This window comes from Streptomyces sp. Root1304, assembly GCF_001426405.1.
In the GTDB taxonomy this organism is placed as follows: Bacteria; Actinomycetota; Actinomycetes; order Streptomycetales; family Streptomycetaceae; genus Streptomyces.
The window spans coordinates 327210-340722 of the sequence record NZ_LMEP01000024.1; the positions used below are offsets into that span (position 1 = coordinate 327210).

Genomic DNA, 13513 nt, shown 5'->3' on the forward strand with positions numbered 1-13513 from the left:
AGCTGTGGCAGGGCAGCCCATCAGGGTCGTGATCGCCGACGACGAGCCTCTGATCAGGGCGGGGATCAGGATGATCCTCAACTCGGACGAGGAGATCGCGGTCGTCGGCGAGGCGGCCGACGGCCGGGAGGCGGTCGAGGCCGCCCGCGCGCACGCGGCCGACGTGGTGCTGCTGGACATCCAGATGCCGGTGCTGGACGGCCTCTCCGCGCTGCCGGAGCTGCGCCGGGCGGCCCCGGCGGCCCGGGTGATCGTCCTGACGACGTTCGGTGAGCGGGAGAACGTGCTGCGGGCGCTGGAGCACGGCGGGGCGGGGTTCCTGCTCAAGGACACGGCCCCGGCGGAGCTGATCCGGGCGGTGCGGGCGGCCGCGGCGGGGGACGCGTACCTGTCGCCGGCGGCGACCCGACACGTGGTGGAGCGCCTCGCCTCGGGCCGGGAGGCGGCCCGCGCGGAGGCGGCCCGCGGGCGGGTGGCGGGCCTCAGCGAGAAGGAGCGCGGTGTGCTGGCGCTGCTCGGGGAGGGCCTCTCCAACGCGGACGCGGGGAGACGGCTGCACATGAGCGAGGCCACGGTGAAGACGTACGTGAGCCGGATCCTGGCCAAGCTGGACTGCGACAACAGGGTCCAGGCGGCACTGCTCGCGAGGGACGCGGGGCTGTAGGGCGGGGCGGGCCCCGGCGCCGCCGGAGGGTCAGCGAGGGGCGGGGCCCGAAGCGTCACCCGGACCGGACGGGTGCTGCTGTGTGCCCGCCGTGCCTGCTGTGCCCGCCGCGCCCGCTGCGTCCATCGTGCTCGCTGCGTTGTAGCGGAGGAGGTACGCGGCGAAGCGGGCGAGGTCCTCGGCGGACCAGTCCTGCAAACGTTCCTGGTAGGCCGCGAGGCGGCTCGTCTGGGCCGTGGCGAGGGTGGCGGTGCCCGCCTCGGTGGGGTGCAGGACGTGCACCCGGTGGTCGTCGGGCGCGGGCCGGCGCTCGACCAGGCCCAGCTTCTCCAGGCCGGCGACCTGACGGCTGACCGTCGACTTGTCCAGCAGGTAGTGCGCCGCGAGATCGGTGGCGCGGCAGCCGCGCTGCGCCTCGATGTGGGCGAGCAGGGTGTAGGAGACCAGCGGGAGCTCGGGGTGGACCCGGGCCGCCGCCGCACGGGCGCGGCGGGCGAAGGCCGTCAGTTCGCGCTGGATGACGTCCACGGACGCCTCGCGGGGTGGCTGTGCGCCGCCGGTCATGGTGGGCTCCCTCGTCGTCGTGCGGACACCGTTCGTCCGTCACGCGCTTTCAGTTGTATAGTACAACGGTTCTTTAGTTGTAAAAGCCAACCATGGAGGTCTCGGTGTCAGCAGGACCGAACACCACCGGCGCGTTGCGGCATGTCCTCGGGCATCTGCTCACCCCGTTGCTGATGTGCGTCGGCATGGGACTCGCCTACCTCGGCGCCTTCCACGCCCCCGCACCCCACGCCCTGCGCGTCGACGTCGTCGGCTCGGGGCCCGCCGCCCAGGTCCTCGCGCAGACGCTCCACGACAAGGGCGACGGCGCCCTGGACGTCCGTACGGTCGCCGACCGCGCCACGGCCGTCACCGCACTCCGCGAGCAGGACAGCTTCGGCGCCTACGTTCCCGGGGAGAAGCCCGAACTGCTGGTGGCCTCGGCGTCCTCCGACACCAGCGCCATGGCCGTGGAGAAGGTGTTCACGAAGGTCGCCGCCGCGCAGGACGCCCCGCTCGAGGTCACCGACGTCGCACCCGTCGCCTCCGGCGACCCCACGGGCCAGGGCGTCTTCTTCCTGCTCGTCGCGCTCAGCATCGGCGCGTACGCCTCGGTCGCCGTCATCGGCGGAGCCGGGGCCGTACTTCCCATGCGGATCAGGGTCCTGCTCGCGGCCGGCATGTCGCTCGTCGTCAGCCTGATCGGCACGGTGTTCGCCGGGCCGGTGTTCCACCTGGTCGACCAGGGGATCGGCGGGGTCTGGGCGATCTCCTGGCTGTACGCGGCGGGCATCCTGCTGGTCGGCGTCGGGCTCCACACCTTCCTGCGCCGCTGGACCACGCTCGGCGTGATGGTGCTCTTCGTGATGCTCAACTTCACGAGCTCCGGCGGCATCTACCGGCCGGAACTCCAGCCCGGCTTCTTCGGTGCGCTGCACTCCTTCTGGAACGGCGCGGGCTTCGTCGAGGGTGTACGCGGCCATGTGTACTTCGACGGGCACGCCGTCGGCGGCCACGTCCTCGTCCTCGCCCTCTGGTTCCTCGCGGGTGCGGTCCTCGTCGTCGCCGCCGGACTCACGGAGTCCAAGCGGGCGAAGGCGGCCGGACAGACGCAGGGGCAGGCCCAGGGCATGACGGAGCCGGCGCGGGCGAAGGCCGAAGCCGAGGTCGAGAAGGAGATGGAGGAGGAGATGGAGGAGGCGGTAGCGGTCTGAGGACGCCCCTCCGGGAGTTGTCCACAGGGTCCGGCGGAGGTTGTCCACAGGGGGAGACGACCTCTTCGGTCCGGCGGTACCGTCGGAGCCGGATGATGTTGGATTCGCATCGGGGGAGGACGTGCCATGGACGGGATCCAGGCCGTGGTGCCGGGACAGCGCGGTACGGACGGAGGACCGGACGGCGGACGGGTGCCGCACGTACCGGGCTTCGCGCGCCGAGCTGCCGTAGGCACCGGAACCTCCCCCGCCGGAACACCCCTCATCGCGGGTTCCCTCGCGGGTTCCCTCGCGGGGACCGAGTTCACCGGAACCGCCGCGGGGTCCGGGGCCGCGGGTGCGTCTCCCAAGGCGCGGGGCAAGGAACTGCGCGAGCGGGTCCCACGCTCCGCGCACTGCCGCCCGGCCCTCGCCGCCGACCGCCCGGACGCCGTGCGGGCCGTCGAGGAGTCGAACCGCGGCCGGGTCCCCGAGCTGGCCCCGATCAGGGTCGGCCGGATGGCCGCCAGCCCCTTCGCGTTCCTGCGCGGTTCGGCGGGCCTGATGGCCCAGGACCTCGCCGGCACCCCCGTCACCGGGATCCCGGCCCAACTGTGCGGCGACGCCCACGCGGCCAACTTCGGCCTCTACGGCGACGCCCGCGGCCGGCTCGTCATGGACCTCAACGACTTCGACGAGACGATCGTCGGCCCCTGGGAATGGGACCTCAAGCGGCTCGCCGCCTCCCTGGTCCTCGCGGGCCGGGAGGTCGGCGCGAGCGAGGAGGTGTGCCGGGCCGCGGCGTTCGACACCGTCGGCGCCTACCGGCGCACCATGCGCCTGCTCGCCCGGCTCCCCGCGCTCGACGCGTGGAACGCGATACCCGACGAGGAACTCGTCTCGCACACCGACGCGCGTGACCTCATCGGCACCCTGGAACGGGTCTCCGCCAAGGCCCGCAACAACACCAGCGCACGGTTCGCCGCCCGCTCCACCGAAGCGGTGACCGACATCGAGGGCGGCGGCCGCAGATTCGTGGACGCTCCCCCGGTGCTGCGCAGGGTCCCCGACGCGGAGGCGGCGGCCGTCGCCGTCTCCCTCGGCGAGTACCTGAAGACCGTCTCGGAGGACCGTCTGCCGCTCCTCGCGCGATACGCCGTCCACGACGTGGCCTTCCGGGTCGTCGGCACCGGCAGCGTCGGTACCCGCTCCTACGTCGTGCTGCTCCTGGACCACCGGGGCGAGCCGCTGGTGCTCCAGGTGAAGGAAGCCAGACCGTCCGCCCTGCTGCCCCACCTGCCGACCGCGGGCTTCACCGTGCCCGAGCCCGGCCACGAAGGACGACGGGTGGTGCTCGGGCAGAAGCGGATGCAGGTCGTCAGCGACATCCTGCTCGGCTGGACCACGGTCGAGGGGCGCCCCTTCCAGGTGCGCCAGTTCCGCAACCGCAAGGGCAGCGTCGACCCGGCGACACTCACCACCGACGAGGTCGACGACTACGGCCGCATGACCGGCGCACTGCTCGCCCGCGCCCACGCCCACAGCGCCGACCCGCGCCTGATAGCCGGCTACTGCGGCAAGAACGAGGAATTCGACGAGGCCGTGGCCACCTTCGCCGTCTCGTACGCCGACCGCACCACAGCCGACCACGCCGACCTGCTCACCGCCGTCCGAGCAGGCCGCATAGCAGCGGAACAGGGCGTCTGAACGAACCCGGCGGCGGGAGGCCGCGGCCCACGACGGATCGCGCGGTGCGTCGGGGAGTCGCGGCGGTGATGAGGGGCCTGCTGCCGTGGCGCGCCCAGGGCCCGCGGCGGTGACGGGACCGGTGCCCACGTCACGTCTTGCGTGGGGGCTGATGCCCACAAGGGGGGGAGGGGAGGGAGGGGGAGGGGAGGGGAGGGGAGGGGAGGGGGGAGGCCCCCCAGTGGGACCGTAGGCTGGTTGGGACGAGCCGGAACGAGGACGTAGGCGGGCGTGGACGTGAGCGTGCACCAGGGTGCGAACGAGGGTTCCGAGGCCGAGCCGCCTCGGGACGAGCGGCCCGAGGCTCGGCTTGAGCGGGCTGTGCGGGTGGCCGAGCAGGCGTTGATCGAGTTCGAGATCGCCGTCGAGACCTTCCGCGTCGAGGTGGACAACTTCTCGCGGCTGCACCACCAGAAACTCGGTCCGATGTACGCGCGGCTCGACGAGCTCGACGCGCGGATCGCCGAGGCCCGGGCGGCACGTAGTGGCGATCCCGAGGATCTGCGGCGGGCCGAGGAGGCGCGGGCCGCGGTCCTGCCGATGCCCGGGGTGGACGAGCTGTTCCACGACTGGATCGACTCCGACGGCCTGTCCCCCGAGGCCGCCGCGATGCTCACCGACAGCCCGGTGCAGCCGCCCAAGCGGGTCCGTCCCGCCGAGGAGGCCCGCAGGCTCTACCGGGAGCTGGCCCGTAAGGCGCACCCCGACCTCGCCCGCGAGGAGGACGAGCGGAAGCGCCGCGAGGAGTTCATCACCCGCGTCAACGCCGCCTACGCCCGCGGCGACGAGGCGCTGCTCCGTGAGCTGGCCGCCGAGTGGGAGGCCGGTCCCGTGCCGGCCGAGGAGCGCCTCAGCGAGAGCGAGGAGCTGTACGCGCGCCTCGAGTGGCTGGCGCAGCGCAAGGACATGCTGTCGGCGCTGGCGCGCGAGCTGGAGGAGAGCGCGATCGGCGCGATGCTGCGGATGGCGCCGGAGGACCCGGACCGTCTCCTGGAGGAGATCGCGGAACAGCTGCTCGCGCAGGTCACCGAGCGTGAGGACGAGCTGGCGGGGCTGGTGCAGTAGGTTTTTCCGTGCGCCCGTTGTCCCGCGGGCGGTACTGACGAGAGAAGGCCGGTCCCATGAATTTCTCCCCGCTGCCCTCGGTGGACGCGGCTTCCGTGCCGGCCGATGCCCTGGTGCTGGACGTCAGGGAGGACGACGAGTGGGCCGCCGGGCACGTCGAGGGTGCGCTGCACGTGCCGATGAGCGACTTCGTCGCCCGCTTCGGTGAGGTGACCGAGGTAGTCGCCGAGCGCGGCCGCGCCCATGTGATGTGCCGGGTCGGCGGCCGGTCGGCGCAGGTCACGCAGTATCTGGTGCAGCAGGGCTTCGACGCGGTGAACATCGAGGGCGGCATGCTCGCCTGGGACGGTGCCGGGCGTCCGATGGTGACGGAGAACGGCAGCCCCGCCTTCGTCCTCTGAGCGTTCCGAGCCCCCGGGGGCTCGGCGGATCGGAAGCCCCGGGGCCCGGCCCCCGGGGCTTCCGGCATTTCGCCGGTTTCAGCCGAGGAGGTGGGCGGCCAGGAGGTCGCCGAGGGCCTCCTCGTGGGCGGCGGCGGGGCCCAGCGACAGTTCCAGGTGTTTGGCCCAGGCGTGGTAGCGGTGCAGCGGGTAGTCGGTGTCCGCCCCGAAGCCGCCGTGCAGGTGCTGTGCGGTCTGCACCACGCGGCGTACCCCTTCCGAGGCCCAGATCTTCGCGACGGCGATGTCGCCGTCGGCCGGCAGCGGCGCTTCGGCTTCGCTGGAGAGACGCCAGGCGGCCTGCCAGAGGGTGGCCTCCATGGCGCGCAGGTCGATGTAGCGGTCGGCGGTCTGCACGGCGACGGCCTGGAAGGTGGCCACGGGGTGGCCGAACTGCTCGCGTTTCCCCGTGTACTCGCTGGTCATGGCGAGAACCGCCTCGCCGAGGCCGAGGGCGAGCGCGCAGGTGCCGGTGGTGAGGAGTCCGCGCAGCCGCTCCCAGGCGCCCTCGGCGTCGATGACGTCGGCGTCGAGGTGCACGGAGTCGAGGTGCAGCTCGGCGAGGAGTTCGCCGTTGGTGGAGTACTGCGCGGTCAGGCCCAGGCCTTCGTGCGTACGGGGGACCAGGGCGAGCACGGTGCCGCCGTCGGCGGTGTGCGCGGGTACGGCGATGAGGTCGGCGCCGTGCGCCCAGGGGACGGCGGTCTGTACGCCGTCGAGGGTCCAGCCGGCGTCGTCGCGGTGGGCGGTGACGGCCAGCTCGGCGGGGTCGTGGCCGGTGCGCCCCTGGGAGGCGGCGGTGAGGACGAGCTCGCCGCGGCCGACGCGCGGGAGGAGCCGGGCGGCGGTCCCGGGGGAGGCGTACCGGTCGACGGTCGTCGCGACGGCGCTGGTCTCCAGGAGGGGGACGCGGGCGAGGACGCGGGCGGATTCGCGCAGGACGAGGCAGAGGGCGACGGGGTCGAGTCCGGCGCCGCCGTGCTCCGGGGAGACCGTGAGGGTCAGCAGGTCGGCCGCTGCGAGCCGGGACCAGAGCGGTCGGTCGAGGTCCTCGGACACCGCCCCCGGGGTGAGGGCGGGGCTCGGCACCGCGTCGGGCGCGACGCCCGAGAAGACCGCCTTGGCCGCTTCGACGGCCGCCTGCTGCTCTTCGGTGAAGGTGAAGTCCACTGCCCTGCCCTCCCGTTGCTGCCCCTGCTTCTGCTGACGGTCCGTCAACATAGAACAGGTTCTAGTGGAAGGGAATGGGCGGTGCCGCCCGGTCTTCGTCAGCGGTCGAAGTCCAGCTCCACGTCCGGGGTCACCGGGTGGGACTGACAGGCCAGGACGTATCCGGCCTCCGTCTCCTCCGGTTCGAGCGCGAAGTTGCGGTCCATCCGGACCTCTCCGCCGACGAGGAACGCGCGGCAGGTGCCGCACACCCCGCCCTTGCAGGCGTACGGCGCGTCCGCGCGGGCGCGGAGCACCGTGTCGAGGAGCGTCTCGCCCCGCTCCACCGGCCAGCTGCCGGAGCGGCCGTGCAGGGTCGCGGTCAGGCTGGCGTGCGCGGGGGTGTCGGCGGTCGGGACCGGGGCGGGCGCGGAGCCGTCGTCGACGTGGAAGATCTCCTGGTGGACGCGGCCGCGGTCGACCCCGAGGCCGCGCAGAGCCTGCTCGGCGCCCTGGACGAGGCCGAAGGGCCCGCAGAGGAACCAGCCGTCGATCGTCCCGACCGGCAGCAGCGCGGGCAGCAGTGCGGTGAGCCGCTCGCGGTCGAGCCGCCCGGACGGCAGCCCGGCCTGCTGCTCCTCCCGGGAGAGGACGGTGACCAGCTGGAAGCGGTCGGGGTAGCGGTCCTTCAGGTCGGCGACCTCGTCGAGGAACATCGTGGACGCGGCGGTGCGGTCGCTCCGGATCAGGCAGAACCGGGCCTCGGGCTCGCGGGCGAGCAGGGTGGCCGCGATCGACAGGACCGGGGTGATGCCGCTGCCGCCGACGACGGCCGCGAAGTGGCCGGGGCGCGGGGTGAGGGAGAAGCGGCCTCGGGGCTCCATGACCTCGACGAGGTCGCCGACGGCGAGTTCCTTCAGGGCGTACGTCGAGAACGAGCCGCCGTCGACGAGCCGGATGCCGACGCGCAGGACGGGGGCCTCGCCGGCCGGGGAGGCGGGGGCGCAGATCGAGTACGTGCGGCGGATCTCCTCGCCCTGCTCGCCCGTACGCCGTAGGGCGAGGTGCTGGCCGGGGTGGTGCCGGTACGTCTCGTGGAGTTCGGGCGGGACCGCGAAGGTGACGGCCACGGAGTCGTCGGTGAGCCGCTCGACCTCGCTCACGGTGAGGGGATGGAACCCGGCCCGTTCGGCGGCGGGGCCGCCCACGCCTGAGGACTCCATCTACAGCTCCTTGAAGTGGTCGAACGGTTCGCGGCAGGCGGTGCAGCGGCGCAGTGCCTTGCACGCGGTCGAGGAGAAGCGGCTGAGGAGTTCGGTGTCGGTGGAGCCGCAGTGGGGGCAGCGGATCGCCAGGGTCAGTGGCACGGGGCCGCCGGCCGGGCCCTGGGGGCGCGGCGGTGCGACGCCGAACTCGGCGAGCTTGCGCCGTCCTTCCTCGCTGATGTCGTCGGTGGACCAGGCGGGTGCGAGGACGGTGACGACGGAGACGTCGGGGACGCCGTGCGCGTGGAGTGCCCGCTCGATGTCGGAGGACATGGCCTCGACGGCGGGGCAGCCCGTGTACGTGGGGGTGAGGGAGACCTCGACCCGGCCGGGGCCGGTGACCTGGACTCCGCGGAGCACGCCCAGCTCGGCCAGGGTGAGGACGGGCAGCTCGGGGTCGAGGACGGCGCCGGCGATCCGGCTCAGCTCCTCCTCCAGGGCGGTCATGGTCACCATGTCGCCCCCGGGTGGCTGCGGTGCAGGTGCTGCATCTCGGCGATCATCCGGCCGAAGGACTCGGTGTGCAGGCCCTGCCGGCCGGCGCCCGCGGCCCAGGCGCCGGTGCGCGGCCCGGAGGGGACGGTGAGGGTGGCCCTGCCGAGGACGTCGGTGACCGAGGCCAGCCAGGCGGCCTCCATGGCCGCGTGGTCCACGTCGAGGCCGTCGACGGGCTGGAACAGCTCGCCGGTGTACCGCCACAGGGCGTCGCACGCCCGCTGCATCCGCTCATGGCTCTCGGCGGTGCCGTCGCCGAGGCGGAGGGTCCAGTGTTCGGCGTGGTCCTGGTGGTAGGCGACCTCCTTGACGGCCTTGGCCGCGAGGCCGGCGAAGGGGCCTTCGCCGGTCGCGAGCCGGGCGTAGAGGAGGCGCTGGTAGGTGGAGAAGTAGAGCTGCCGGGCGATGGTGTGGGCGAAGTCGCCGTTGGGCTGCTCGACGAGCTGGGCGTTCCGGAAGGAACGCTCCTCGCGCAGGTAGGCCAGTTCGTCCTCGTCGCCGACGAGGGAGAGCAGGACGCGGGCCTGGCCGAGGAGGTCGAGCGCGATGTTGGCGAGGGCGACCTCCTCCTCCAGGACGGGGGCGGAGCCGGCCCACTCCCCCAGGCGGTGGGAGAGGACGAGGGCGTCGTCACCGAGGGCGAGCGCGGCGCCCGCGAGCGCCGCCTCGGCGGAGGCGGTCCCGGCGGTGGCGGGCGTGACCCCGGCGGTCCCGGTGGTGGTGTTCTCGTGGGTGTCCGTGGTGCTCACAGGTGCTTCACCCCCTCCGGGATCTCGTAGAACGTCGGGTGGCGGTAGGGCTTGTCCGCCGACGGCTCGAAGAACGGGTCCTTCTCGTCCGGCGAGGAGGCGGTGATCTCCGTGGAGGGGACGACCCAGATCGACACGCCCTCGCTCCTGCGGGTGTACAGGTCGCGGGCGTTGCGCAGGGCCATCTCCGCGTCGGGTGCGTGGAGACTGCCCGCGTGGGTGTGGGACAGCCCGCGGCGGGAGCGCACGAACACCTCCCACAGCGGCCAACCGTCGCTCGTCATCCCTGTGCCTCCCCGTGCTTGCCGGTGTTCTTGTGCTTCTCCGCGTGGGCTGCGGCGGCTTCCCTGACCCAGGCGCCGTCCTCGTGGGCCTGGCGCCGTCTGCTGAGTCGCTGGTCGTTGCACGGGCCGTTGCCCTTGAGCACGTCCCAGAACTCGGTCCAGTCGATCGGCCCGAAGTCGTAGTGCCCGCGCTCCTCGTTCCACCGGAGGTCGGGGTCGGGGAGGGTGAGTCCGAGTGCCTCGGCCTGGGGCACGGCGATGTCGACGAAGCGCTGCCGCAGCTCGTCGTTGGTGTGGCGCTTGATCTTCCACGCCATCGCCTGGGCCGTGTGGGTGGACTCGTCGTCGGGCGGACCGAACATCATCAGCGAGGGCCACCACCAGCGGTCCACGGCGTCCTGCGCCATGGCGTGCTGGGCCTCGGTGCCGCGGGAGAGGGCGAGCAGCGCCTCGTACCCCTGGCGCTGGTGGAAGGACTCCTCCTTGCAGACGCGGACCATCGCGCGGGCGTACGGCCCGTAGGAGCAGCGGCACAGCGGGACCTGGTTGGTGATCGCGGCGCCGTCCACCAGCCAGCCGATCGCGCCGACGTCGGCCCAGGTCAGCGTGGGGTAGTTGAAGATCGAGGAGTACTTCTGGCGGCCCGCGTGGAGCTTGTCGAGGAGCTCGTCGCGGCTGGTGCCGAGGGTCTCCGCCGCGCTGTACAGGTACAGGCCGTGGCCGGCCTCGTCCTGCACCTTGGCCATGAGGATCGCCTTGCGCCGCAGCGAGGGCGCGCGGGTGATCCAGTTCGCCTCCGGCTGCATGCCGATGATCTCGGAGTGGGCGTGCTGCGCGATCTGCCGGACGAGCGAGGCGCGGTACGCCTCGGGCATCCAGTCGCGCGGCTCGATCCGCTCGTCGGCGGACACGGCTGCGTCGAACACGGCCTCGTGGGCGGCCTGCTCCGCCGCCACGGCCGCGTCCGACACGCCGGGCACGCCCGTGGTCTCTGCCGTCCCTGCCGTCACTGCGGTCATCGGACCCCCTACCGACCGATCGTTCGGTTGAATGACTTCAATGGTGAGTCGACGGCCCGTATGGTGTCAACCCTGTGGATAACCGAGGTGGGCCGATCGGGATCGGGGCGGGATGGACGCGTACGTCGAGAAGGACGCGGCCGGAGTGGACGACGACCGTCCGGCACCCCCCACCACCGGCCAGGACCCGGAGCCCCCGGCGGACCGCGCGACCAGCGGAATCATGGCCCTGTCGCTGCCCTACCAGGTCGTCCTGGCGGTGGCGCTCGCCGTCGCCGGAGTCTTCGCCTGCGTCCACCTCGCGATGGTGTTCCTGCACGTCGCGCCGTCCAACACACTGACCAAACGGCACGGCCAGGCCGTCGACGACTGGATCTATCCCGAGTTCGAGCAGAACTGGAAGCTCTTCGCGCCCAACCCGCTCCAGCAGAACGTCTCCGTCGAGGTCCGCGCCGAGGTCGCCGGCGCCGACGGAGGCCGCCGCTCCACCCGCTGGACCGACCTCACCGCCCAGGACGCCGAGGCGATCCGCCACAACCCGATGCCCAGCCACACCCAGCAGAACGAACTGCGCAGGGCCGTGGACTTCTATCTGAGCACCCACTCCGACGACAACCGCCCCAACGGGCTCCGCGGCGAGCTCTCGGAGCAGTACATGCGCCGGATCGCGATGCTCCGCATCGACGCCCTCCCCGCCCTCCGGGGCGCCGACGGACGGGTACTCGACGGCGAGGTGCTGCGCGTCCAGCTCCGCGCCGTCACCCGGCCCGTCCCCGCGCCCGCGTGGAGCACCGAGAAGACCGACACCGCCCCCTCCTACCGGGACTTCCCCTGGTGGCCGGTGTCCGACGAGGACCGTCCCGCCGCAGCCGACCGGAGCCGTACGGAGGCGGGCCGATGAGCACCCCCACCCCCACCCCCACCCCCGACCCGACTGCCGCCCCCGGCCCCACCCCCACCGCTGCCGCCACGCGCGCGCGTACGCACGGGAAAGGGCCCAGGGAGCCCTTCGACCGTCGGCTCGCCCGTGCCGTCCAGGCCGTCACGGGCCGCTCCCTCGGCCCGTACCAGAGCGCGATCGTCCGGATCGGCTTCTCGCTGACCTGGCTGGTCTTCCTGCTCCGGGAGCTGCCCCACCGCCACGAGCTGTACGGCCCCGACGGCCCCTGGTCCTGGGAGATGGCCCACCGGCTGATCGCCGACAACCGGGCCTTCACCGTCCTCATGTGGTCGGACGGCCGGCTCTGGTTCGAGTGCGTCTACGCGCTGGCGGTGCTCTCCGCCGTGCTGCTCCTGGTGGGCTGGCGCACCCGGGCGGTCTCCGTGGTGTTCATGGCCGGGGTGCTCTCGCTGCTGAACCGCTCCGTCTTCGTGAGCGACGGCGGCGACAACGTCCTCCACCTCGCCGCGATCTATCTGGTGTTCACGCGCTGCGCGCAGGTGTGGTCCCTCGACGCCCGGCGGGCGGCCCGTGAGGCCCGCGCCGCGCGGGCCGGGGAGCCGCCGCGGCCGGACCGCGTCGGCCCGCTCCTGTGGGTCGTGCTCGGCGGCTTCCTCCTCGCCACGACCTGGTTCAGCGAGGTCAGCGGCGAGTGGTGGCTGCCGGTGCTGCTGTGGGTGCTGTGGCTGGGGAACGGCCTGTGGTGGCTGGTCTGCCGGTACGCGCCGGGGGAGCCTCGTACGCTGCTCGACGCCCTCGCCCACCTCGCCCACAACGCGGCCCTCGTCGTGATCATGGCGGAGGTCTGTCTGATCTACGCCACGGCCGGCTGGTACAAGATCCAGGGCTCGCGCTGGCAGGACGGCACGGCGCTGTTCTACCCGCTCCACCTCGACTACTTCACGCCCTGGCCGGAGCTGTCCGGGCTGCTCGGGACCAGCGGGATCATGGTGATGCTGCTGACCTACGGCACGGTGATCGTGCAGGTCGCCTTCCCGTTCACGCTCTTCCACCGCAAGGTCAAGAACGTCCTGCTCGTCGCGATGATGCTGGAGCACACGGGGATCGCGGTCCTCCTCGGGCTGCCGGTCTTCTCGCTCGCGATGATCTCCGCCGACGCAGTGTTCCTGCCGACGCCGTTCCTGGTGGCGCTCGGCGTCCGGGCGGTACGGGGACGGGACCGGCTGCTGCGGCGGCGGACGGGCACCGAGGCGCTGCCCGAGCAGCGCCGTACGGGTGAGGAGCACGGTCCCCGTACCCTCGTCGGGTGAGCACCACCGAGGAGATGTCAGCGGCCGAGGCGACCGAGCCGGTCCAGTACGACGAGGGTTTCGGCCCGGAGATCGGCGTCGGACCGCACCCGGAGCCGTGGCCCGAGGACGAGCGGTACGACCCCGAGCTGCTGTCCGGCGGCGACCGGCGCAATGTCGTCGACCGCTACCGGTACTGGACGCGGGAGGCGGTCGTCGCCGACCTCGACACGCGGCGGCACGACTTCCACGTGGCCGTGGAGAACTGGGGCCACGACTTCAACATCGGTTCGGTGGTGCGGACCGCGAACGCCTTCCTGGCGAAGGAGGTCCACATCGTGGGCCGCCGGCGCTGGAACCGGCGCGGCGCCATGGTCACCGACCGCTACCAGCACGTCCGGCACCACCCCGACACCGAGTCGCTGACCTCGTGGGCGGCGGCCGAGGGGCTGCCCGTGATCGGCATCGACAACCTGCCGGGCGCGGTGCCGCTGGAGCGGACCGTGCTGCCCCGCCGCTGTGTGCTGCTGTTCGGGCAGGAGGGCCCGGGGCTCACCGAGGAGGCCCGCGCCCACGTGGAGATGGTCTGCTCGATCGCCCAGTTCGGTTCGACCCGTTCGATCAACGCGGGGGCCGCCGCCGCCATCGCCATGCACGCGTGGGTGCAGCGGTACGCGGAGATCGAGGCGCCGTAGGGCCTGTCTTTTGGAT

The 13513-nt window shown here is 72.8% G+C and carries 15 protein-coding genes; 8 read left to right on the top strand and 7 right to left on the bottom strand.

The window, feature by feature from the left end; translation table 11 throughout:
- Positions 1 to 4: 4 nt before the first annotated feature.
- Positions 5 to 664 carry a response regulator transcription factor gene (locus tag ASD33_RS26050; RefSeq protein ID WP_056565300.1) on the top strand — a complete coding sequence of 220 codons (660 nt, stop codon included), beginning with the start codon at positions 5 to 7 and terminating at the stop codon, positions 662 to 664.
- A 30-nt stretch (positions 665 to 694) separates the two neighbouring features.
- On the opposite strand, the gene ASD33_RS26055 is transcribed toward ASD33_RS26050, so the two are convergent.
- The gene (locus ASD33_RS26055) at positions 695 to 1228 is read right to left on the bottom strand and encodes a MarR family winged helix-turn-helix transcriptional regulator (protein WP_347232314.1); all 534 of its coding nucleotides are present in this window, start codon (positions 1226 to 1228) and stop codon (positions 695 to 697) included.
- A gap of 92 nt (positions 1229 to 1320) precedes the next feature.
- Here ASD33_RS26055 and ASD33_RS26060 point away from each other — a divergent pair, with 92 nt between their 5' ends.
- From ASD33_RS26060 to ASD33_RS26075, 4 genes are all read left to right on the top strand, one after another.
- Positions 1321 to 2421, top strand: coding sequence for a hypothetical protein (locus ASD33_RS26060; RefSeq protein WP_107103838.1), 1101 nt, complete (start codon positions 1321 to 1323; stop codon positions 2419 to 2421).
- Positions 2422 to 2547: 126 nt separating this feature from the next.
- A complete protein-coding gene (locus tag ASD33_RS26065) occupies positions 2548 to 4107 on the top strand; it encodes a DUF2252 domain-containing protein (RefSeq protein ID WP_063992035.1) in 1560 nt (519 codons plus the stop codon).
- A 282-nt stretch (positions 4108 to 4389) separates the two neighbouring features.
- Positions 4390 to 5211, top strand: coding sequence for a hypothetical protein (locus ASD33_RS26070; protein ID WP_242427281.1), 822 nt, complete (start codon positions 4390 to 4392; stop codon positions 5209 to 5211).
- A 56-nt stretch (positions 5212 to 5267) separates the two neighbouring features.
- A complete protein-coding gene (locus ASD33_RS26075; RefSeq protein ID WP_056565308.1) occupies positions 5268 to 5612 on the top strand; it encodes a rhodanese-like domain-containing protein in 345 nt (114 codons plus the stop codon).
- A gap of 78 nt (positions 5613 to 5690) precedes the next feature.
- Here the strand turns inward: ASD33_RS26075 and ASD33_RS26080 are convergent, their stop codons facing one another.
- The 6 genes from ASD33_RS26080 to paaA form a co-directional block, all read right to left on the bottom strand.
- The gene (locus ASD33_RS26080) at positions 5691 to 6821 is read right to left on the bottom strand and encodes an acyl-CoA dehydrogenase family protein (RefSeq protein ID WP_056565311.1); all 1131 of its coding nucleotides are present in this window, start codon (positions 6819 to 6821) and stop codon (positions 5691 to 5693) included.
- 98 nt (positions 6822 to 6919) lie between these two features.
- Positions 6920 to 8023, bottom strand: coding sequence for a 2Fe-2S iron-sulfur cluster-binding protein (locus ASD33_RS26085; RefSeq protein ID WP_056565315.1), 1104 nt, complete (start codon positions 8021 to 8023; stop codon positions 6920 to 6922).
- Positions 8024 to 8521 (bottom strand): 1,2-phenylacetyl-CoA epoxidase subunit PaaD, encoded by a 498-nt coding sequence (gene paaD / locus ASD33_RS26090; protein WP_056565317.1) that lies wholly within the window; start codon positions 8519 to 8521, stop codon positions 8024 to 8026. It lies immediately after the preceding gene.
- Complete coding sequence (gene paaC / locus ASD33_RS26095; protein WP_079045026.1) at positions 8515 to 9309, bottom strand: 1,2-phenylacetyl-CoA epoxidase subunit PaaC; 795 nt, start codon at positions 9307 to 9309, stop codon at positions 8515 to 8517. Before paaC ends, paaD begins: the two co-directional genes overlap by 7 nt.
- On the bottom strand, positions 9306 to 9593 hold the full coding sequence (gene paaB, locus ASD33_RS26100; RefSeq protein ID WP_024760355.1) for a 1,2-phenylacetyl-CoA epoxidase subunit PaaB: 288 nt from the start codon (positions 9591 to 9593) through the stop codon (positions 9306 to 9308). Before paaB ends, paaC begins: the two co-directional genes overlap by 4 nt.
- Complete coding sequence (gene paaA / locus ASD33_RS26105) at positions 9590 to 10612, bottom strand: 1,2-phenylacetyl-CoA epoxidase subunit PaaA (RefSeq protein ID WP_242427269.1); 1023 nt, start codon at positions 10610 to 10612, stop codon at positions 9590 to 9592. The genes paaB and paaA overlap by 4 nt, the downstream gene beginning before the upstream one ends.
- 112 nt (positions 10613 to 10724) lie before the next feature.
- Between paaA and ASD33_RS26110 the strand changes: the two genes are divergently transcribed.
- From ASD33_RS26110 to ASD33_RS26120, 3 genes are read left to right on the top strand one after another with little or no spacing between them, the layout of a single operon-like run.
- On the top strand, positions 10725 to 11513 hold the full coding sequence (locus tag ASD33_RS26110) for a DUF5819 family protein (RefSeq protein WP_056565326.1): 789 nt from the start codon (positions 10725 to 10727) through the stop codon (positions 11511 to 11513).
- Positions 11510 to 12823: an HTTM domain-containing protein gene (locus ASD33_RS26115; RefSeq protein WP_056565330.1), complete on the top strand. Its 1314-nt coding sequence runs from the start codon at positions 11510 to 11512 to the stop codon at positions 12821 to 12823. Before ASD33_RS26110 ends, ASD33_RS26115 begins: the two co-directional genes overlap by 4 nt.
- Before the next feature lie 14 nt (positions 12824 to 12837).
- Positions 12838 to 13497, top strand: a complete 660-nt coding sequence (locus tag ASD33_RS26120; RefSeq protein ID WP_056565720.1) for a TrmH family RNA methyltransferase — start codon at positions 12838 to 12840, stop codon at positions 13495 to 13497.
- Positions 13498 to 13513: the final 16 nt, after the last annotated feature.

Bases quoted from the DNA above. Each gene is read 5' to 3' on its own strand.
- ASD33_RS26055 (WP_347232314.1), bottom strand. From the start codon at position 1,228: ATGACCGGCGGCGCACAGCCACCCCGCGAGGCGTCCGTGGACGTCATC.
- ASD33_RS26060 (WP_107103838.1), top strand. From the start codon at position 1,321: ATGGAGGTCTCGGTGTCAGCAGGACCGAACACCACCGGCGCGTTGCGG.
- ASD33_RS26065 (WP_063992035.1), top strand. From the start codon at position 2,548: ATGGACGGGATCCAGGCCGTGGTGCCGGGACAGCGCGGTACGGACGGA.
- ASD33_RS26075 (WP_056565308.1), top strand. From the start codon at position 5,268: ATGAATTTCTCCCCGCTGCCCTCGGTGGACGCGGCTTCCGTGCCGGCC.
- ASD33_RS26085 (WP_056565315.1), bottom strand. From the start codon at position 8,023: ATGGAGTCCTCAGGCGTGGGCGGCCCCGCCGCCGAACGGGCCGGGTTC.
- paaD (WP_056565317.1), bottom strand. From the start codon at position 8,521: ATGGTGACCATGACCGCCCTGGAGGAGGAGCTGAGCCGGATCGCCGGC.
- paaB (WP_024760355.1), bottom strand. From the start codon at position 9,593: ATGACGAGCGACGGTTGGCCGCTGTGGGAGGTGTTCGTGCGCTCCCGC.
- paaA (WP_242427269.1), bottom strand. From the start codon at position 10,612: ATGACCGCAGTGACGGCAGGGACGGCAGAGACCACGGGCGTGCCCGGC.
- ASD33_RS26110 (WP_056565326.1), top strand. From the start codon at position 10,725: ATGGACGCGTACGTCGAGAAGGACGCGGCCGGAGTGGACGACGACCGT.
- ASD33_RS26115 (WP_056565330.1), top strand. From the start codon at position 11,510: ATGAGCACCCCCACCCCCACCCCCACCCCCGACCCGACTGCCGCCCCC.
- ASD33_RS26120 (WP_056565720.1), top strand. From the start codon at position 12,838: ATGTCAGCGGCCGAGGCGACCGAGCCGGTCCAGTACGACGAGGGTTTC.